The sequence below is a fragment of the uncultured Erythrobacter sp. genome (genome assembly GCF_947492365.1).
In the GTDB taxonomy this organism is placed as follows: Bacteria; Pseudomonadota; Alphaproteobacteria; order Sphingomonadales; family Sphingomonadaceae; genus Erythrobacter.
In genome coordinates this window covers 1,181,447-1,201,777 of the sequence record NZ_CANLMB010000001.1, presented here as the reverse complement: position 1 = coordinate 1,201,777, position 20,331 = coordinate 1,181,447, and the positions used below count along the sequence as shown (strand labels likewise).

The 20,331-nt window shown below is 59.6% G+C and carries 15 protein-coding genes and 1 tRNA gene; 7 read left to right on the top strand and 9 right to left on the bottom strand.

Translation table 11 applies throughout. The annotated features are described in order from the left end of the window. Window positions 1–62: 62 nt before the first annotated feature. From Q0887_RS05830 to alaS, 4 genes are all read left to right on the top strand, one after another. Window positions 63–1,550 carry a DUF4139 domain-containing protein gene (locus tag Q0887_RS05830; RefSeq protein ID WP_299193112.1) on the top strand — a complete coding sequence of 496 codons (1,488 nt, stop codon included), beginning with the start codon at window positions 63–65 and terminating at the stop codon, window positions 1,548–1,550. Between the two features lie 14 nt (window positions 1,551–1,564). Continuing rightward, window positions 1,565–3,205, top strand: a complete 1,641-nt coding sequence (locus Q0887_RS05825; RefSeq protein WP_299193111.1) for a hypothetical protein — start codon at window positions 1,565–1,567, stop codon at window positions 3,203–3,205. Window positions 3,206–3,352: 147 nt separating this feature from the next. Next, the gene (gene recA, locus Q0887_RS05820; protein WP_299193110.1) at window positions 3,353–4,417 is read left to right on the top strand and encodes a recombinase RecA; all 1,065 of its coding nucleotides are present in this window, start codon (window positions 3,353–3,355) and stop codon (window positions 4,415–4,417) included. A gap of 228 nt (window positions 4,418–4,645) precedes the next feature. Beyond that, window positions 4,646–7,306 carry an alanine--tRNA ligase gene (alaS, locus tag Q0887_RS05815; protein WP_299193109.1) on the top strand — a complete coding sequence of 887 codons (2,661 nt, stop codon included), beginning with the start codon at window positions 4,646–4,648 and terminating at the stop codon, window positions 7,304–7,306. Here alaS and Q0887_RS05810 read toward each other — a convergent pair. The 6 genes from Q0887_RS05810 to cpdR all read right to left on the bottom strand — a co-directional run bounded on the left by Q0887_RS05810 (window position 7,303) and on the right by cpdR (window position 13,421). Further along, window positions 7,303–9,066, bottom strand: a complete 1,764-nt coding sequence (locus Q0887_RS05810) for a cation:proton antiporter (RefSeq protein WP_299193108.1) — start codon at window positions 9,064–9,066, stop codon at window positions 7,303–7,305. The two genes, alaS and Q0887_RS05810, sit on opposite strands and share 4 nt — an antisense overlap. Before the next feature lie 31 nt (window positions 9,067–9,097). Further along, entirely contained in the window at window positions 9,098–10,738 is a 1,641-nt protein-coding gene (locus Q0887_RS05805) for a bifunctional GNAT family N-acetyltransferase/carbon-nitrogen hydrolase family protein (protein ID WP_299193106.1), read from the bottom strand. 25 nt (window positions 10,739–10,763) lie between these two features. Continuing rightward, complete coding sequence (locus tag Q0887_RS05800) at window positions 10,764–11,984, bottom strand: NADP-dependent isocitrate dehydrogenase (RefSeq protein WP_299193105.1); 1,221 nt, start codon at window positions 11,982–11,984, stop codon at window positions 10,764–10,766. 171 nt (window positions 11,985–12,155) lie between these two features. Beyond that, window positions 12,156–12,614, bottom strand: a complete 459-nt coding sequence (locus tag Q0887_RS05795; RefSeq protein WP_299193103.1) for a hypothetical protein — start codon at window positions 12,612–12,614, stop codon at window positions 12,156–12,158. Between the two features lie 214 nt (window positions 12,615–12,828). Then, window positions 12,829–12,903, bottom strand: a tRNA-Val gene (locus Q0887_RS05790). A 128-nt stretch (window positions 12,904–13,031) separates the two neighbouring features. Then, on the bottom strand, window positions 13,032–13,421 hold the full coding sequence (cpdR, locus tag Q0887_RS05785; protein ID WP_299193101.1) for a cell cycle two-component system response regulator CpdR: 390 nt from the start codon (window positions 13,419–13,421) through the stop codon (window positions 13,032–13,034). A gap of 172 nt (window positions 13,422–13,593) precedes the next feature. Between cpdR and Q0887_RS05780 the strand changes: the two genes are divergently transcribed. Continuing rightward, window positions 13,594–14,643, top strand: a complete 1,050-nt coding sequence (locus tag Q0887_RS05780) for an N-formylglutamate amidohydrolase (RefSeq protein WP_299193099.1) — start codon at window positions 13,594–13,596, stop codon at window positions 14,641–14,643. A gap of 278 nt (window positions 14,644–14,921) precedes the next feature. Here Q0887_RS05780 and Q0887_RS05775 read toward each other — a convergent pair whose 3' ends face one another. Beyond that, window positions 14,922–15,719 carry a SapC family protein gene (locus tag Q0887_RS05775; RefSeq protein ID WP_299193098.1) on the bottom strand — a complete coding sequence of 266 codons (798 nt, stop codon included), beginning with the start codon at window positions 15,717–15,719 and terminating at the stop codon, window positions 14,922–14,924. A 137-nt stretch (window positions 15,720–15,856) separates the two neighbouring features. Continuing rightward, window positions 15,857–17,305, bottom strand: coding sequence for an FAD-binding oxidoreductase (locus Q0887_RS05770; RefSeq protein WP_299193096.1), 1,449 nt, complete (start codon window positions 17,303–17,305; stop codon window positions 15,857–15,859). A gap of 180 nt (window positions 17,306–17,485) precedes the next feature. On the opposite strand from Q0887_RS05770, the gene Q0887_RS05765 reads away from it, so the two are divergent. After that, entirely contained in the window at window positions 17,486–18,109 is a 624-nt protein-coding gene (locus tag Q0887_RS05765; RefSeq protein ID WP_299193094.1) for a hypothetical protein, read from the top strand. 136 nt (window positions 18,110–18,245) lie between these two features. Next, window positions 18,246–19,670, top strand: coding sequence for a DEAD/DEAH box helicase (locus Q0887_RS05760; protein ID WP_299195250.1), 1,425 nt, complete (start codon window positions 18,246–18,248; stop codon window positions 19,668–19,670). Between the two features lie 18 nt (window positions 19,671–19,688). Here the strand turns inward: Q0887_RS05760 and Q0887_RS05755 are convergent, their stop codons facing one another. Beyond that, window positions 19,689–20,201 carry a hypothetical protein gene (locus Q0887_RS05755; protein WP_299193093.1) on the bottom strand — a complete coding sequence of 171 codons (513 nt, stop codon included), beginning with the start codon at window positions 20,199–20,201 and terminating at the stop codon, window positions 19,689–19,691. Between the last annotated feature and the right edge of the window lie 130 nt (window positions 20,202–20,331).

Genomic DNA, 20,331 nt, shown 5'->3' with positions numbered 1-20,331 from the left:
CGTTCAGAACCGGTAAAGTTGCAACGCCGATGATCGGATCGGCTTAAATCGGGGAGGGTCGCATGAAAGCAGTCAAACTCGCATTGGTATTGGGGGTGGGCACGACGCTTGCCGCCACAGCATCATCACAATCGCTCCCGGCGCCCGATGAAACGTCGCAAGGCGATGTCTCGGTGACGATCTACAACAGCAATCTCGCGCTCGTTCAGGACGTTCGCCAGATTGACATTGAGCGCGGGCGAACGCGGCTGGAACTGCCCGATGTCTCAGCCAGCATCAGCCCGCAAACGCTGAGTTTTGCCGCTGCCGACACAACAATCATTGAACAGAATTTCGATTTCGACCTGCTCACGCCTGCAAAGCTGATGGACAAGGCGATCGGCGAGACCGTAACCTTGCTGCGGACCAATCCCGCGACAGGGCGCGAGACGCGCGAGCGAGCGACCGTTCTGTCGACCGCAGGCGGTGTGGTCGTCCAGATCGGTGACCGCATCGAAGTCTTGCGCGATGACGGCCTGCCAGTGCGGGTGATCTTTGACGAGGTGCCTCCCAATTTGCGCGCCCGTCCGACGCTTTCGGTCAATCTCGACAGCACAAGCAGCGGCACACGGCCAGTGTCGATCCGCTATCTGTCGACCGGGCTGGGATGGAGCGCCGATTATGTCGCGCTGTTCAACGAACAGACCAGCTCGATCGATATGCAGGGCTGGGTCACGCTGACCAACAATACCGGCACGACCTTCCACCGTGCCAACACTCTCCTCGTCGCAGGCAACCCGTCACGCGGCGGGCGAGGGGGCTCGGCCAATTTCTCGATGTTGAGCCCCGGCGCGGAGGCAGCGGATCGCGAGCGTCTGGGTGACTTCTACCTCTACCCAATCACCGAACGCACCACGATTGCGAACGCGCAGACCAAGCAGGTGAGCTTTCTGGATGTGCAGTCCGTCCCCGGGCGCAAAGTCTATGCCCGCTCTGTCGGCTGGCTCAACAATGATAACCGCCCGGTCAATGTGACCAGCGGCATATCCTTTTCGACTTCACGCGATCAGGGGCTGGGCGACGCTCTGCCTGCGGGCACAGTCCGTTTCTACCAGCGCGACAGCCAGGGCACACCGCAATTCATCGGCGAGAACGGGATCGGCCACACGCCGATGGGTTCCGAGCTGTTGCTGCGCACAGGCGATGCGTTCGATATTTTCGTGCAGGCGGAGGTCGAGGTTCGCGAGCGGATAACTTCCGATGAATGGCGCCGGACGGCGAGATTCCGCGTCATCGAGGATGGCGAAATCGTCCGTCAGGTGGAGGTCGAGCGTCCGCAGGAATTCTATCGTACGACCATGCGCTACACGATCACCAACGCTAAGGATCAGCCGGTTGAGGTCGATCTCACCCAGTCCGGGCTGATGCGGTATTGGTGGAGCGATGATTACCGCGTGATCAGCGAGTCCATCGAAGGCACCCAGCTCAATTACGACCGGCGCAAATGGGTCGTGCCGGTGCCCGCCGAGGGCGAGACCGTGCTGCGCGTCGTTTACGAAACGCGTTACTGAGCCGGCGCCGGACAATGCGTTTCGTCGCATTCCTGTTCGTTGGGCTGAGCGTGCTGGTCGCGAAGCCTCTTGAGGCGCGCGAGATCGTTTACGCCGCTGAATCGCATGACACTTCGGTCACGATTTACCGCGACCCTGATCGCGGCGAGCGTGAAGAAATGGATGCTGACGACCCGCGCGGCTTTGCGATGATCAGCGAGACGCGGCGGGTGACCTTGCCAGCTGGCGAATCGACCATTCGCTTTATCGGCGTCGCAGAAGGCATGATCGGGGTCAGCGCGATTGTGACCGGCCTTCCGGGCGGCACCATCGAAATGAACCGCAATGCCGAATTGCTGTCACCCGCCGCTCTGGTGAACGGCACGCTCGGCAACCGCGTCACGATCACGCGCACAAACCCGGCAACCGGCGAAGCAGTGTCGCAGCCCGCCATCGTCCGCACCCGCGCCGATGGCGGGCTGGTGCTGCAAATCGGCTCTGGCTTCGAGGCTGTGAGATGCGCGGGCCTGCCCGAATCTCTCCGCTTTTCCCGAGTGCCAGAGGGGCTGTCTGCCAAACCCGTCTTCTCCATCGACACGCGAGACGAAAGCGGCGGCTCATATGAAGTCACGCTGACCTATCTTGCATGGGGCTTTGACTGGCAGGCCAACTACGTCGCGATGATGGAAGAGGGCGGGCGCAGCGAGGAATTCGGTCTGGATATGCTCAGCTGGCTCACTGTACTCAACGATAACGGCCAGTCGTTCGACAATGCCAATCTGCTGGTGGTCGCGGGGCGTTTGAACATCGACAGCGATTACGAGCGCATGGCTCGATCACCCACAGGAGAACCGCTGCGTCTGACATGCTATCCATTTGGTAGCACGGCAGCCGGTTCGCCCATCGTTAATCCTGCGTCGCCGATGTCTCTGTACGCCATCGCTCCGGCGCCGGCCCCAACCGATGCCATCGTTGTTACCGCGACGCGGAGAGAGAGCCGGTTGCAAGATTCGCCCATGGCGGTGACCGCAATGAGCTCCGAAGTCATGGAAGCAAGCGAGGAGGAACTGGGAGATCTCAAGCTTTACCGCGTGCCCGAACGGGTCAATGTCGCGGCGCAAAGCACCAAGCAGATAGCCTTCCTCAATCGTGAAGAGGTGGAAGCGGGCTTTGTCTATAGCCTCGGCTGCTCCCCGCGCTTTCGCAACCGTAACGAGGGAGCGCCTGGTGTGCGCAACGCCAATATCCTTCTCGTAACCCGAAACGATGAGGAGCGAGGGCTGGGCGTTGCTTTGCCCCAGGGCGCCTTGAACCTGTTCGAGCCCAGTCGGGTAGGACCGATGCTGGTCAGCTCAAACTTCCTGCGCGATTACGCCGTCGGACAAGAAATAGAGCTGCGTGTCGGCACCAGCGGCAAAGTCTCGGCAACCTGCGAGCCGCTCGTGCGCATACCCGAAAACGGCGATCCACCCCGCCGGCGCGCCATGCAGTCCAGCGTGTCAAACGACAACGATCACCCGGTTCTGGTGCGGGTTGTTTTCGGCCGCTCCGGGGTTTGGAACATCAACTGGCGAGGCGGCGAGACACGGATAAAGGACGGCATGATTATCGGTGAGATCACCGTTCCAGCCGATTCCGAAGTCACGCTGAACTGGTCCGCTACAAGCACTGGTTGAGTGGTCGGAGAAAAAAATTTCGTTCCACTCTTGTTCTTTTGGAACAAACCGAATACAAGCATTCCAACAGGGGGCGACAAAGGGGTCTCTCCATAGCGCCGGTTAAAACTCGATAACCGGCCCTAGGCAAGCGAAGGAGTGCGTGCGATGGCTACCAATCTCAAGCTGGTAGAAAAGGAAAAAGACGTGGACCGTCAAAAGGCTCTCGACGCTGCGCTTGCTCAGATTGATCGAGCATTCGGCAAGGGTTCGGCGATGAAGCTGGGCTCGAAAGAAGCGATGGAGGTTGAAGCGATTTCAACCGGCTCGCTCGGGCTTGATATTGCCCTTGGTATTGGCGGCCTGCCCAAAGGACGCGTCGTCGAGGTTTATGGCCCTGAAAGCTCGGGTAAGACCACGCTTGCGCTCCATGTTATCGCAGAGGCGCAGAAAGCGGGCGGCACGGCAGCGTTTGTCGATGCCGAGCACGCGCTTGATCCGGTCTATGCGAAGAAGCTGGGCGTCGACATTGACGAACTGATCATCTCGCAGCCCGACACTGGCGAGCAGGCGCTCGAAATCACGGACACGCTGGTGCGCTCCAATGCGATTGACGTTCTCGTGGTCGATTCGGTCGCGGCTCTGGTGCCGCGCGCCGAGATCGAAGGTGAGATGGGCGATTCGCATGTTGGCCTTCAGGCGCGTCTGATGTCGCAGTCGCTGCGCAAGCTTACCGGCTCGATCAACCGTTCGAAATGCATGGTGATCTTCATCAACCAGCTGCGCATGAAAATCGGTGTGATGTACGGCAATCCCGAGACGACTACTGGCGGCAACGCGCTCAAGTTTTATGCCTCGGTCCGCCTCGACATTCGCCGTACCGGCCAGATCAAGGACCGCGACGAGGTGGTCGGTAACTCGACACGCGTCAAAGTGGTCAAGAACAAGGTGGCTCCTCCGTTCAAGCAGGTCGAGTTCGACATCATGTACGGGCAGGGCATTTCGAAGAGAGGCGAGATCCTCGACCTTGGTGTGAAGGCCGGTCTGGTCGAGAAATCGGGCAGCTGGTATTCCTATGACAGCGTTCGCATTGGCCAGGGCCGTGAGAATTCGAAGATTTATCTCGCCGAAAATCCAGAAGTTTGCGACCGGTTGGAAGCCGCCATTCGCGGTAAAACCGACGAGGTCGCCGAGGAGATGATGACGGGGCCGGACGCGGACTCCGAAGACTGATCCTCAAGCGGGCTTAGGCTGATCCTTATGGGGTCGCTGGTCCGGACAAACGGAATACCGGCGCGGGTCTGTCTCTTCCCCGAGGGACACACTTCGCGCCGGTTTTTCGTGCGTGATTGCGGATTCCGGTAGACCGGACAGACCGTGCTGCAACAAAGCTGACGAGATCGAGCTTCCGGCTGCTGCTTTCGCTTGTCGGTTAAGGCCTCATTGCCTAACTGCAAATCCATGACTTCGACCAACGATATTCGCCGATCTTTCCTCGACTTCTTTGGCGGGAGAGAACACGCGCAAATCCAGAGTGCGCCTTTGGTGCCGTATAATGATCCGACACTGATGTTCGTCAATGCGGGCATGGTGCCGTTCAAGAACGTCTTTACCGGCCTAGAGACCCCGCCGGCTCCTCGAGCCGCGTCCTCCCAGAAATGCGTGCGCGCTGGCGGCAAGCACAATGACCTCGACAATGTGGGCTATACCGCACGCCACCACACATTCTTCGAAATGCTCGGCAACTTCTCGTTCGGCGACTATTTCAAGGAGCAGGCAATCGAGAATGCCTGGACCTTGCTAACCCGCGAATGGGGACTGTCACCGGAAAAGCTGACGGCCACCGTCTATCACACCGATGACGAAGCGTTTGACCTTTGGCGCAGAATAGCGGGCCTGCCCGACGAGCGGATCATCCGCATCGCCACCAATGACAATTTCTGGTCGATGGGTGACACCGGCCCCTGCGGTCCATGCTCGGAAATTTTCTACGATCACGGAGATCATATTGCCGGTGGTCCTCCGGGTAGCCCGGACGAAGATGGCGACCGCTTTATCGAGATATGGAATCTCGTCTTTATGCAGTTCGAGCAGGGTGCGGACGGCGAACGGCGCGATCTGCCAAGTCCTTCGATCGACACCGGCATGGGGCTCGAGCGCATTGCCGCTGTCATGCAGGGCGTTCACGACAATTATGACACCGACACTTTCAAGGCGTTGATTTCGGCTTCTGAAGGACTGACCGGTGTCGCCGCACAGAGCGATAGCACCGCCTCTCACCGGGTGATTGCCGATCACCTGCGTTCGACTTCGTTCCTGATGGCGGACGGGGTTCTGCCCTCTAACGAGGGCCGCGGTTATGTGCTGCGCCGGATCATGCGTCGCGCTATGCGGCATGCGCACCTTCTGGGTGCCAGCGAGCCGTTGATGCATCGTCTCGTCCCATCGCTCGTGACAGAAATGGGGCAGGCCTTTCCCGAACTTCAGCGCGGTCAGGCTCTGATCGAAGAAGTTCTGCTGCGCGAGGAAACCCAGTTCCGCAAAACACTCGACAAGGGCCTCAAGCTACTTGACGAGGCCACTGGCACCATGACTGAAGGCGGCGAGCTCGACGGCGAAACTGCGTTCAAGCTCTACGACACCTATGGATTCCCGTACGACTTAACCGAAGATGCATTGCGTGACCGCGGGATCAGCGTTGATCGCGCAGGCTTTGATGGCGCAATGGAACGGCAGAAAGCCGCTGCCCGCGCAGCCTGGAAAGGTTCGGGTGAAGCCGCATCGGACGAGATTTGGTACGACATCGCCGAACGCGAAGGTGCAAGTGAGTTCACCGGTTACTCGGCGACTTCGGGCGAGGGCACTGTTGTTGCGCTTGTGAAAGATGGAGCGGAGGTTGATCGCGCTGGGAGCGGCGATACGGTTGTTGTGCTCACCAACCAGACGCCCTTCTACGGTGAGAGCGGCGGACAGACCGGCGATACAGGCGCGATCGCTACGCCGACTGGCCTTTCCGCTAGAGTGTCCGACACCAGCAAACCGCTCGGGCGACTCCACGCGCACCATGCAACAATTGAGGCCGGCGAGATTGCGGTTGGCGATAGCGTCCAGCTCGAAGTCGACACAGCGCGGCGCAGCCAGATACGTGCCAACCATTCGGCGACGCATCTCGTCCATGCGGCACTGCGCAATCAGCTCGGCGATCATGTGACACAAAAGGGATCGCTGGTCGCCGAAGATCGTTTTCGCTTCGACTTCTCGCATCCCAAGGCGCTCGATAACGCCGATATCGCGGCAGTCGAGGCCGAAGTGAACGCGGAAATTTTCGCCAACGAGCCCGTCGCAACCCGCCTCATGAGTCCCGACGACGCCGTCGAAGCGGGCGCTCTCGCACTGTTCGGCGAAAAGTATGGTGACGAAGTGCGCGTGCTCTCAATGGGGCGCACCGTTGACGAAGGGCGCAACTATTCAGTCGAACTGTGCGGCGGAACACACGTCAAGGCGACCGGCGATATCGGCATCTTCCGTATCATTTCTGAGGCGGCGGTTTCTTCCGGAGTGCGCCGTATTGAGGCACTTACCGGCGATGCTGCACGCAACTGGCTGGTTACACGTGAGGAAGCGCTCAAGTCCGCAGCCAGTGCGATCCGGGCGACTCCGGAAGAGGTGCCAGCGCGCATTGCCGCTTTGCTCGATGAACGCAAACGCCTCGAAAAGGAGCTTGCCGAAGCGAAGAAGGCGCTCGCGCTCGGCGGCGGATCGGGTGGCGGTGATGCCGCTGGTCCCGCAGATGAAGACATCGGCGGTGTGGCGTTCAGTGGGCAGGTACTCGAAGGGCTCAACCCCAAGGAATTGCGCCCACTGCTCGACGAAACCAAGGCGCGGCTTGGATCTGGCGTTGCCGCTATTGTGGCAGTGAATGACGGCAAAGCGAGCATCGCCGCGGCTGTGACCGAAGATCTGACCGGGCGTTTCAGCGCTGTTGATTTGGTGCGCGCAGGGGTAGAGGCACTGGGCGGGAAGGGCGGCGGTGGTCGTCCGGACATGGCACAGGGCGGCGGACCGGATGGCGACAAAGCTGATGCCGCAATTGCCGCGGTCAAACAGGTGCTGGCGGGTTAAGCTTCACTCACCGAAGTGCGTAGTTTTGGCTTCGCACTGAGTTCGCCCTCGACTTCGAGGCGTTCCCGATATTCGTCACGCTTTTCGTGGATCGAAGCGATCACCGGACCCATTGCTACGCCTATATCGACCAGCACCGCTTCGGAGAGTTGAAGCGAGCTTTCGAGATTTTCGGGCACCGCATGGCTTGCTCCGGCTCGGTAAAGTGCGGCGGCGTGATCAGTGTCGCGCGCGCGTGCAACGATGAGCAGTTCGGGATGTTCTTTGCGCAGCTTGTTCACCAAGCGTTGAGCCAGAACCGGCTCGTCCATCGTCAGAACCAGTGCTGGAGCCTGATCTAGGCCCAAACGCGAAAGAGCATCTCCGCGCACGGCGTCGCCAAAGGTCGCGCGGTATCCTTGCCGCTTCGCACTGTCGATTATGTCGGGGTTGGAATCGAGAATGACATAGGCCTGGTCGTGTGTAACCAACATATCGGCGATCAGGCGTCCAACACGTCCGCCACCAATGATAATCGTCCGCGGATCGCCTTCGTCCTCTTCGGGCAGTTCGGGCACACCTTCGATGCGGCGGGCAATAACTCTGCCAAGGCGCGCGAGTAGAGGTGTGATGGTGAGGCCGATTGCGGTGACAGTTTGCCAGAACTGCGCGACCTCCGCGTCAATGACCAGCGCGCTCGTTGCTGCCGCAAGCACGATCAGGGTTGTCTCGCTGGGGCTGGCCATCAAAACGCCGGTTTCTGTCGCAGTGCTGCTGCGCGCGCCCATCATCCGCAGTAGGCTGCCGGTGATGATTGCCTTGAAAACCAGCACACCGACAACGGCGGCCATGATTGTGCCGAGGTCGGACCAGATTTCGGTCAGGTTGATGCTCATCCCGATCGTAATCAGGAAGACTCCTAGTGCGAGACCCTTGAACGGCTCCATGATCGATTCGACCTCGCCGTGATATTCGGTTTCGGCGATCAGCAGTCCTGCGATCAACGCGCCCACAATCGGGGAGAGGCCGGTGGCTGCGGTTGCAAGGCTTGCCCCGATCACCACTAGCAGCGATGCAGCAAGGAAGAGTTCGGGGCTTTTGGTGCGCGCAGCCTGGCTGAACAGACGGGGGAGGGCAAAGCGCCCTACGACCAGCAGAACAAGAATGACCAAGCCGCCTTGTACCAGCGTGTTGGTCAAGTTCTCGACCCCGTCTCCTGCAGCGCTGGGTGCTAACGCGCCGAGGATGAAGATGATCGGCACGATCATAATATCCTCGAACAACAGCATCGATAGGGCGGCGCGGCCCACCGGGGTCTTGGTGCCCGATATCGGCAACACGATGGCGGTGGATGAGAAGGCGAGGGCGAAGCCGAGCGCGAGCGCGGCGGTACTTCCCATGCCGCTGTAATAGCCAAAGAACGCCGCCGAGACGCTGCCGATGATAAGCAGTTCGAGCGAGCCAAGGCCGAAGACCAGTTTTCGCAGTTGCCACAGCCGGTTGAATGACAGTTCAAGCCCGATGGCAAACAGCAGCAGGATGATCCCGAAATCGGCGAAAGGCGTTAATCGCTCCGGTTCCGAGATCGTCACATATCGCAGCCAGTCCGCTCTATCGACCAGCGAGCCGAGGCCGAATGGGCCGACGAGTATGCCGATCAGGATGAACCCGATGATCGGCGTAATACGGAAGCGGGCGAACACCGGAATGACGATGCCTGCCGATCCTAAGATCACTAGCGCATCCTGCATTACCGGGGAAAGGGTGAGTTCGCCTGCCATGGCTAGTCGTTAGCCCGCCCTGCGAAGCTTGTCATCCACCGCCATGTCCCGGGATCTGCGGCAGTGTCTCGACCCTTTCGCCTAGAGGATCGGAAATGTTGCCGACCCTCTTGTCCCACTCGATCCGGTAAAGGTCGAAGCGGCGGTCGGCGAGGTTCTGCACCGTGCCTTCTGCGCGTGCCCATTGCAGGTCGGAGAGGTTGACGTCGCTGATCGTCAGCGTCTCGACATTCTCGCTCGCCTCCGCCGCGATGCCGTCGCGGGCAAAGGGAAAGTCGCACGGCGTAAGGATGCAGCTTTGCGCGTATTGGATGTCCATATTGGCGACATTGGGCAGGTTCCCGACATTGCCGCTCATCACCACATAGCACTGGTTTTCAATTGCGCGGGCCTGTGCACAGTAGCGAACGCGCATGTAGCCTTGGCGGCTATCAGTGCAGAACGGCACGAAGATTATCCGTGCGCCTTCATCGACTAACCTGCGCGCAAGCTCGGGAAACTCGCTGTCGTAGCAAATCAGCACCCCGATCGGCCCGCAATCGGTTGGGATGGCATCGATGCTGTCGCCGCCCTTGATGTTCCACCAATAGGCTTCATTGGGAGTGGGGTGGATCTTCTCTTGTGCGTAGATCGAGCCGTCGCGCAAGCACACATAGGCGACATTGTGGATGTCACCGTCAGGCATACGGGTCGGGTGCGATCCGCCGATGATGTTGATGTTGTAGGACAGCGCCATCTCGGACAGGCGTTGGCGAATGCGCGGCGTGTATTCGGACAGCGCTTCGATGGCTTCGATGGCGCTCAGCTCGTCTTCCTCGGCCGAAAGCAGCATCAGCGTGAAGAGCTCGGGAAAGACGATGAAGTCGCTTTCATAGTCCGCCGCAACGTCGATGAAGTACTCTACCTGCTTCATGAACTCGTCAAAGTCCTTCACCGCGCGCGCCTGCAACTGGCAGGTTGCGATGCGCACCCCTTCCACGTCGCGGGGTAGTCGGTGCTTCTTGGGACTATCGCCGTCGACATAGGGATTGCGCCAGACCATGCGCACCGCGTTGCCGCGCGATGCCTTGTCCTCGGGCAGGTATTTGGGAAGGATGCCGGCCGGTTCGAACCCGTTGGCAAGCTGGAAACGCAGGACCGGATCGTGGACCTTCCCTTCGAGGATAAGGTCCAGATATTCCTGCGGATTGTCAGCACGGTTGCTTTTGCGACGCTTTGCGCGAGCGTAACCCGGCATACGTCCGCCGAACACGATACCGGTCAGGTCGAGCCGTTCGGCAAGCGCGCGGCGCTCTTCGTAAAGCCTCCGCCCTAGGCGCGTGCCGCGCACCTTGGGATCGATGCACAGCTCGTAGCCGTAGAGCCAGTCGCCGGTTGGATCGTGACGCGAGCCAAAGCCGTTGCCGGTCACCTCGTCCCATGTGTGATCCGACAGCGCGACCTTCTCGTCGAGCCGCATCGAAGCGCAATAGCCGACAATTCTGCCGTCAAGCTGCGCGACGAAGCAGCCATCGGGGTAGTTGTTGATCTGCCCGCGTATCTCGCCTTGCGTATAGGCGGGCAGATCATCATAGGCGCGGCGGACGAGATCGCCGATGGCGCGCACGTCCTTCAGCTTGGCCTGCCGGACTTCGAGCCGGGCTTTGGAGCCGCTCGGCGCTTTGTCGCTCATACGCGGCCAGCCTTCGCGATCGAGATCACGACCAGTTCTGCATTTCCTTCTCGAGGTTCTGCACAATCGCTTCGAAGAACTGTTCGGTGGTGAGCCAGTTCTGCGACGGGCCGATCAGCAGCGCGAGATCCTTGGTCATCTGGCCGTTTTCGACCGTCTGGATGCAGACGCGCTCAAGCGTTTCGGCAAATTTCACCACATCGGGCGTCTCGTCGAACTTGCCGCGATACATAAGGCCGCGCGTCCATGCGAAGATGGATGCGATCGGGTTGGTCGAGGTTGCCTTGCCCTGTTCGTGCTGACGGAAATGGCGGGTGACGGTGCCGTGTGCGGCCTCTGCTTCGATGGTCTTGCCATCGGGCGTCATCAGAACCGACGTCATCAGGCCGAGCGAGCCAAAGCCCTGCGCGACCGTGTCGGACTGAACGTCGCCATCGTAGTTCTTACAGGCCCAGACGAACTTGCCCGACCATTTGAGCGCGGCGGCGACCATGTCGTCAATCAGGCGGTGTTCGTAGGTGATACCGGCTTCGGCGAACTTGTCCTTGAATTCGTTCTCGAACACTTCTTCGAACAGGTCCTTGAAGCGGCCATCATAGGCTTTCAGGATCGTGTTCTTGGTCGACAGGTAGACCGGCCATTTGCGGTCGAGGCCGTAATTCATCGAAGCGCGCGCGAAGGCACGGATCGAATCGTCGAGGTTGTACATCGCCATCGCGATGCCCGAGCTTTCAAACTCGAACACTTCGAGGTCGAGATTGGTGCCGTCTTCGCCTTCATAGACAAGGCGCAGCTTGCCCGGACCCGGGATCAGCGTGTCGGTGGCGCGATACTGGTCACCGAATGCGTGACGGCCGACCACGATGGGATCGGTCCAGCCCGGGACCAGGCGCGGCACATTGTCGATTACAATAGGCTCACGGAACACAACACCGCCGAGGATGTTGCGGATCGTGCCGTTGGGTGACCGCCACATCTTCTTGAGGTCGAATTCTTCAACACGCGCTTCATCAGGAGTGATGGTCGCGCATTTTACGCCGACGCCGTGTTCGGCAATCGCGTTTGCAGCGTCGATGGTGATCTGGTCGTCGGTTTCGTCGCGCTTTTCGATCGAGAGATCGTAGTATTTCAGGTCAACATCCAGATAGGGCAGGATCAATCTTTCGCGGATCCACTGCCAGATGATTTTCGTCATCTCGTCGCCGTCTAGCTCGACGACCGGGTTTTTGACCTGAATTTTCTGCATGGCTGACGCCTCATCCCTTACATTCGAATTTCATGTGATGTGAGCGAATGTGATCCGCCCTTGCGAGGCGCTCTAGCAGAGGTGGAGGAGGGTGCAAGTAGCTCTCAAGAAAGGGGGCAGCGTCCGATGGCCGGATGCTGCCACCTTCTAGTCAACCGAACTCGGCTTTTCCTATTCTTCCAACCTGCGGGTTTCGAGAATGTACTCACTATCAACCAGGCTCTGCAGGTCGCTGCGATTGATTGGGATTTCCTCGCTTTCGTCCCAGACGATTGCGGCGAGGTCACCGCGCAACTCGTTGACGGTTTCCGATGGAACCGGCCATGCAGCGTTTTCGGTGATAACAACGACGCGATCTTCACTGACGCTGATGACCTTCATCAGGCCGTATGCGTCAGCTCCCTGTTCGGTACCCATACCGAAATCGGCGTTGGAAAATTCATCGAGCTTTGCAGCCCAAAGATCCCCTGCGACCGGATCAGCCAAAATCGGGTCAGCAAGAACCGCCGAGTATTCGTCGCCAGACCCTGCCGCGCCACCTGTCGGTGCTGCATCGCAAGCTGAAAGCAGCACTGCACCAAGAGCAGCCACTGCGCCTGCCGAAAGCCTGTTGAATCTAGAAAATTTCATCGAATCTCGTCCCTCTAAGATCAGCGAGGGAGACTCGATCCCGCGCTTTCGCCTTTGGCGTAGCGGCGTAGGAGAACGATAGAAAGAAGTTATCGCCCAAACCGTTGCGTTTCAATCGAACTTCACGGGCCAGGCGGGTGAGGTTCACAAACCGGTGCCCGAAACGACCATTGGTCCGAGCTTTATCAGAAATTATATTTGAGAAAGAGGTTAATGGTGGGCGTAGAGAGAGTTGAACTCCCGACCCCTGCGATGTCAACACAGTGCTCTACCACTGAGCTATACGCCCACACACTAACAAACTCGAAGGCCAAGCCAGCGGCTCTCGTTCGAGAAGCGGCGCACTAGCGAAGCTCGCACAGCAGTGCAAGCGTTTCGCGCGCTACAATTTCAAAAAGTCCCAGCCCAGAGACAGGGTTACAGACTGGCCTGCTGTTGGTCTTCGAAGGCACGTTCAACTTCCAGCACCAGATCGCGCAGGTGGAACGGCTTTGACAGCACCTTGGCATGCGGCTGTTCGCGGCTTGCTCGCAGGCTGACGGCGGCGAATCCGGTGATGAACATCACCTTGGTCCGCGGCGACACCTCAGCACAGCGCTGGGCGAGCTCGATTCCGTCCATTTCGGGCATAACAATGTCCGACAGAAGCAGATCGAAATGCTCGTTTTCCAGCATCGGCACGGCTTCGGTTCCGCGATCGACGCTGCTGACCTCATAGCCAGCATTGGTCAGCGCACGCTCAATATAAGTGCGCATGGAATTATCATCTTCGGCAAGAAGGATTCGCGGGGCTGTGATTGAAGTCATGACCATGTCTCTACAGGTTTTCACTTAAGAAATCCCTCAAGAAACCCTGTGCGTTCAGATATGAGACTACGTAGGCATAATCGTTAAGCGCTGGAGTTAACGCGGACGGATTGCAAAGCGTACTGTTGATCTGCTTTTGACTCCGAGGGGCAAAGCGGGCAGCTAACCTGCTATGACCGAGCAAGGCCCTTCAACCGGTTCGCATAGCGCAAATCCTGCGCGGGTTCACGCGACCGGATCGGCATTTGATCGGGGCGATCTGGTTACCTCTCGCGGAGGGGCCGTTGCGCCGGAGCGACCCGGCCTGCGCGCGCGCGAAAATGCTGCCTTTATCCATGTTGCTCCTCGCAGCCTGCCTTTGCCCGTTCTGGTCGCTGTCCCACATGCAGGGCGCGCCTATTGCGGTGAAGTGTTGGCCGAGATGCGCGATCCGCACCAATCGCAATTGCGGCTTGAGGATCGCCATGTCGATGCCGTCGGAGTCGAGATTGCGCGCGAAACGGGCACCGGTTTGCTAGTCGCCCATGCGCCGCGCGCTATGCTCGACCTCAACCGTTCCGATGAGGATGTCGATTGGGAGATGATCGAAGGCAGCGGCCCGGTAAAAATGCGGACACGCCGCCAGATAACCGGAACCAATGCACGCGCACGCAGCGGGCTTGGACTGGTGCCGCGTCGGTTGCCCGGTTTTGGCGAGATCTGGCGCAGCCGCCTGCCGCGCGCCGAACTTGAGCGCCGGATCGACCGTATTCACCGCCCCTATCACAGCTTCCTCGCCGCCGAGCTGGAGCGCATCCGTGATGCATGGGGAGCGGCGCTGTTGATTGACCTGCATTCGATGCCGCCGCTTCGTAAGGCCAGTCACGGGACGAATGCAGAAGAAAGCTCGCCGAGGATCGTGCTGGGCGACCGTTTCGGCGCTTCCTGCCACGGCACGCTGATTAGCAGCGCGTTCCGATATCTGGAGGCGCAGGGCTGTGTGGCGGCGCATAATCGCCCGTACTCCGGTGGCTATGTGCTTGACCGGCACGCGGCCCCTTCAAAAGGCATCTATGCGATGCAGATAGAGATTTGCCGCTCGACCTATCTTGATGCGGCTTTGGCGGAACCGACCGAGGCACTTAAACCATTGGCGAGCATGCTGGCTGGATTTGTGCGCGAGTTAGGCGCGCAGACCGCAGGATTGGGCGCAGGCGGGCAGATGGCGCAGGCAGCCGAATAGGCCAGGCGCTTTGGCGCTATAACTTCCCGAAACCCACATAAAAAAACCACCTCGTGCAAAACAGGGGGATGCACGAGGTGGCCAGGTTCAGGGAGGAACACGCCCGAAGGCGCTATCCGTGGGCGGCGTATGAGGGGGATGCCACCCACATCCGTTTAAATAGGAAACGGGCGGGCCACGATCAAGTCGTGACCCGCCCGAAATGTGTCGCATTTGGCGGTTTCAACGGCGCTAATCCCGAGCTCCGTGAAACCCCTAATACTGGTCCCGAGACCGGCTTAGGCAGTGCCGTTGGGCGCCGCTGGGGTGCCGGTCGCCTGCATCGGCACCTTGCCCTGTGCGCTCTGGCGTTCGAACAGCATGCGCATCAGATTCATCGAGAACAACTGGGCGTGGATCAACATGCCCATGCCGTTCTTGTTGAGAGCTTCGACCTTTTCAGCCGAAAGTTCGCGCAGCTTGTTTTCGTCGACCATCTGGAAGCCGCGATAGACAAAAGGCGTGTCGGGCATGTCGTTGCGGGTGATCGCAATTTCGCCGTCCATCAGGATATCGAGCTTCTTGAGCTCTTCTACGAAAGCCTTGGTGCGCTGGCCCGATTCTTCGAACCGGCGGCAAAATTCGAGTACGCCGTTAGTGTATTCGGTCGGCTTGTCGTCGGCGAACAGGGCCTGACCGTCATCGCTCTTGCCCAGCACGCCTGCTTGCGGGTCAAAACACAGCGACATGTCATCGCTGTCCTTGTTCAGCTTGGCGAGGATGAAGGGGTAGCGGCGGATATAGGCGGGGACATAGACGCCCGCTTCCAGCTTGCCTTCGGCGTCCATGAAAGCGTTGACGCCCTCGTTGAGGCCCATCAGCGCGATTGGCAGTGGGTTTTCGCCAGCGGTAAAAACGATCGGATAATTGCGCTGTGCATCAACAAACTCGTCGACGGTCAGCGGGATGGCGTGGGTGTTCTCAAGGAAGCTTGCGTCGGCGAAGCTGTTGACTTTCCAGTCGCCGTGATCGCGGCTGTTGAGCGGAAGCAGGTCTTTGTAGAACAGCGGAAGTTGCGGCTGCGGCGCGGTCGCCATGGGAATCTCTCCGAGAATTAAAATGGAAATCTATTCGCGGCAGACCTGAGCGGATCGCTCTGCACAGGGGCCGTGATCGCGGGCGCTTTAGGCGTTCCTTCGCTCGGGTGCAAGCGTGCGGGTCGAGCGAGGGCCTCTCAGGTGGATTGCGTCGGCACAAGCTTGCCCGGATTGAGCAGGCCGTGCGGGTCGAGCGCGAGTTTGACGCTGCGCATCATGGCGAGGGCGACGGGGTCTCCAAGACGGCCTAGTTCGGCGACTTTCATCTGGCCGATTCCATGCTCCGCGCTGATCGATCCGCCCCATTCAGTCACCAGATCATAGATGCGCGCGCTGATCGCCTTGCCTTCGCTGTCTTCCCATTTACCCGGCGTCGCGTCTTTGGGCGCGAGGATGTGGAAGTGGACATTGCCGTCCCCCAAATGTCCAAACGCAACCGCGCTGGTGCCTGGGAAGGCCGTTTCGATGGCGGGTGCTGCGGCGAGAATGAACTCGGGCATCCGCTCCACCGGAACCGAAATATCGTGCTGCATCGCGGGCCCAAGCGCACGCTCTGCGGCGGAGATAGAGTCGCGCAAGGTCCAGAAAACCTCCGCCTGACGGGTGTTTGAGGCGATCACCCCGTCTTCGAGCAGTCCAGCCTCTATCGCCTCGGCAAGAGCGGTTTCGAGCCGTTCACGCAGGTGCTGATCATCGCCATCGGTCGCCACGCATTCAATCAGCGCGTTCCATTCATGGCGCTTGGCAAGAGGATTGCGCGCATCGGGTAGGTGATCGAGCACGCTGTCAAGGCAATGCGCAGGAACGACTTCGAACCCTTCGAGCGTGTCAGCCAGTGCGCGGTCTACATGCTGCAGTAGCCTGCGCGCGTCGGTGATTGTGGACAGTCCCACCCACGCAGTCGCGCGGGCACGCGGAGCCGGAAGCAGGCGCAATGTTGCCGCTGTGACGATCCCGAGCGTGCCTTCCGACCCGATCAGCAATTGCTTGAGGTCAAACCCGCGATTGTCCTTTTTGAGCGCGGTCAGCGCGTCAAACACGCTGCCATCGGCAAGCACGGCTTCGATCCCCAGCACCTGCGCGCGCATCGTCCCGTGGCGTAGCACCTGCGTGCCGCCGGCATTGGTCGAGATGAGACCGCCAATGGTAGCCGATCCCTTGCCGCCGAGCGTGAGGGGAAAGCGCAGATTGGCTGCCTCGGCGGATTCGTGGAAAATCTGGAGGATCACGCCCGCCTCGCACACAGCTTGCTCGGCTTTTGCGTCGAGCGAGCGGATCATGTTCATCCGTCTGAGGGATAACAGGATCGCGGTGCCGCTATTATCAGGCGTCGCGCCGCCTGCCATGCCGCTATTTCCACCTTGCGGAACGATGGGGACGCGATGCGCCGCGCACAGCTTTACCAGTGCCGCAACTTCCTCAGTCGATGCAGGCGAAGCAAGCGCCATAGCGCGCCCTGAATAGCGCCCGCGCCAGTCGGTAAGCCATTGCTCCAAGTCTTCGGGTTCTTGCGAAAAACCCTTGGGGCCCAGCAATTGCGCGGCTTTGGTCAGGAAAACGTCGGTATTTTTGGGAGGGTGCGTCATTTGTGGCCCCTATGCCACAGTCGCCCGCGAATATGCCAGTGGTTTAGCCTTGCGAGGGGGCGCAGTTAAGCCAGCGTTCAATCACTCATGCTAGCTCTCGCCGCCAATCGTGATGGTACGCACTCCTGCCGTGCAAGCCACCAAACCGGGACGCATCCAGGAGGAACCCCAGCGCAGCCCATGCCGAGCTTGCTTTCCCTTACCGCGCCGTTGGCGCTGATACTGCCCTTGCTGGGGCAGGGCAGCACGCCTTATTATGGCGGTTTGCAGGACGCACAGCTCGGCAGCGAAGAGCCGCACGCACCAACTTCCGCCGCGCCTGATTACGATACTCCACCAGAGGGACCATCCTCGCGCGTCGATGCAGCGCCGCGTTTAGAGGCCAGCCCGCTTGACGCTTTTTACGGGGGGCAGGTCAACCGACAAGTCCGCATCGAGCAGCGCGTCATCATCCGCATCTCTCCCCAGCGCCAGAGCAATCGCAACGAGTTGCTTGCGCAGCTTCCTCAGCGCGGCCTCAATACCCGCTTCGAAGAGCGGGAGATGGAGCGTTGCCTGCCGGTCAACCGCATCTCCGGCGTACAGACCGGGACTGGCAACCGCCTGCTGCTGTTCATGCGCGACCAGCGTATCATCAGCATCAATCTGGAGCGTGCATGCCGTGCGCGAGAATTCTACTCAGGTTTCTATGTCGAGCGCAGCGATGACGGTCAGCTTTGCGTTGATCGCGACGCGCTGCAATCGCGCAGCGGCGCGAAATGCGACATCGAGCGCATGAGCCAGCTGGTCGCTGTCACCGAATAACAGTCGCCTCGCGAGGCGCATTTCTTGACTTTTCGGCGCATTTTGACCAATTGCGCCCCTGTTGCACACGGACATCTTTCGCGTGCAGGCAAATCACGGCGGCTTTGCTGCCCCCTATCCGGACATTTTGAAACGCATGACATTCGCCGATCTCGGCCTCTCACCTGAATTGCTCCAAGCCGTCGAAACCGCCGGCTACAGCGAACCAACGGCCATCCAAGCCGAAGCCATCCCCGCCGTCCTGATGATGAAGGATTTGATCGGGATTGCGCAAACCGGCACCGGCAAGACCGCGAGCTTTGTGCTCCCGATGATCGACGTCATGGCCGCCGGACGCCGCCGCGCGCTGATGCCGCGCTCGCTTATCCTTGAACCGACGCGCGAACTCGCTGCACAAGTTGCCGAGAATTTCGAGAAATACGGCGCGAACCACGACCTGAAAATGGCGCTGCTGATCGGCGGCGTGCAAATGGGCGATCAGCTCAAGGCGCTCGACGAAGGCGTCGATGTTCTGATCGCGACACCGGGCCGCTTGATGGATTTGTTCGAGCGGGGCAAGATTCTGCTTTCGGGCTGCGAGCTGCTGGTGATCGACGAAGCGGACCGGATGCTCGACATGGGCTTCATTCCCGATATCGAATTCATCTGCTCCAAGCTGCCCGAAACGCGTCAGACGATGCTGTTCTCGGCCACTATGCCTGCGCCGATCGAGAAGCTGGCGGCGAAATTCCTCAGCAATCCCAAGCGGATCGAGACTGAACGCGCGGCGACCACTAACAAAGATATCACTGCCTTCAAAGTTCCCGTGAAGGCCCGCCAAAAGCGCGATACGCTCGAATGGCTACTCGCCAATGACCAGGTCGAGACCGCGATCATCTTTGCCAATCGCAAGACCACGGTGCGCGACCTTAACAAGCATCTGCAAAAGCGCGGATTTTCCAGCGGCGAGATTCATGGCGACATGGACCAGGGCTCGCGTTTGAAGGAGCTTGACCGCTTCAAATCGGGCGATGTGAACATTCTGGTCGCGTCCGACGTCGCTGCACGCGGGCTAGACATCAAGGGTGTCTCTCACGTCTTCAACTACGACACGCCGTGGCACCCCGACGATTATGTTCACCGGATTGGCCGCACAGGCCGCGCCGGAGCAAAAGGCCGGGCCTTCACACTGGTTGCGGATGAAGACGCTGAAGCGATCACCAATGTCGAAAAGCTGACCGGCGCGAAGATCAAGGTCTTTGGCAAAGAGGACGTACGGGTCGAACTCGCTGATCCGGGTGATAGTCAGTCAAAACATTCGGCCGAAGACGAGCCGCAAGAGAAGAAGCCGCGTTCACGCAGTCGCAAGCGCGATGACGGGGATGAGGCGCCGGCCAAGCCGACACGTGAACGCAAGCCGCGCTCAGAAGATAAGCCTGCCGAAGAGAAGCCAGAGCGCAAAGCGGAAAAGAAGCCCGAGAAGAAACAGGCCCGCCGCCGAAACGAGGATGACGAGCCGGTTCCTGCAGGCGAATGGAATGGGCCGCAGCCGGGTTTTCTGGGCGTCGGCTTCAAAGACTGAAGGCGCCAAGGCGCGAAGTTAGGGTACCGCGAACACGTGGGCGATCATGCGATTGCCCTCGAACACCGCGCGATCCTCGACATGGGTGTCATCGACGAAGACAAAGTCGAACACGCCGTCTGAGTTGCTGTCGCTGTGAAGCATCACCAGATACATCGTACCGCTTTCCGGCGCGGGATTGATCGTTAGCTTCACGTCCCTGTTCGTGCCGCTTTCGACGAATGTGTATCCGGCAACGTAATCGCCGTTGGGACGCCCCTCAATAAAGGGGTGCACGACCAACCATCCATCGCTTTCGATGTGCACTTCAGGAAAAGTGAGAGTGGTTCCGTCACCGCGCCGGATCGCGGCACTGTCCGAAGTGATGCGCTGTTCGGTGTAGGTGCTGTCGGACGAGCGCTCGACACCCTCGACCATGATCCAATTTGCCTCGCCATTGCCTAGCGTGATGGCAGCCGTCTCGCCGCTGTCTTGAGCTTGTGAGACGCCCGCAAGGCCCAGAACGAGTATGATTCCGATGGCAGTTCTCATATTGGCTTCTCCCCGCTTTGGCAGAAGATCATACAGGCTGCGTGCGAAATCAACAAAACGAGCCCGTGGACCTCTCGCGCGTGATCATGAACTACCGATGAGTTTCACTTTTTTTGCACGCTTATTGACA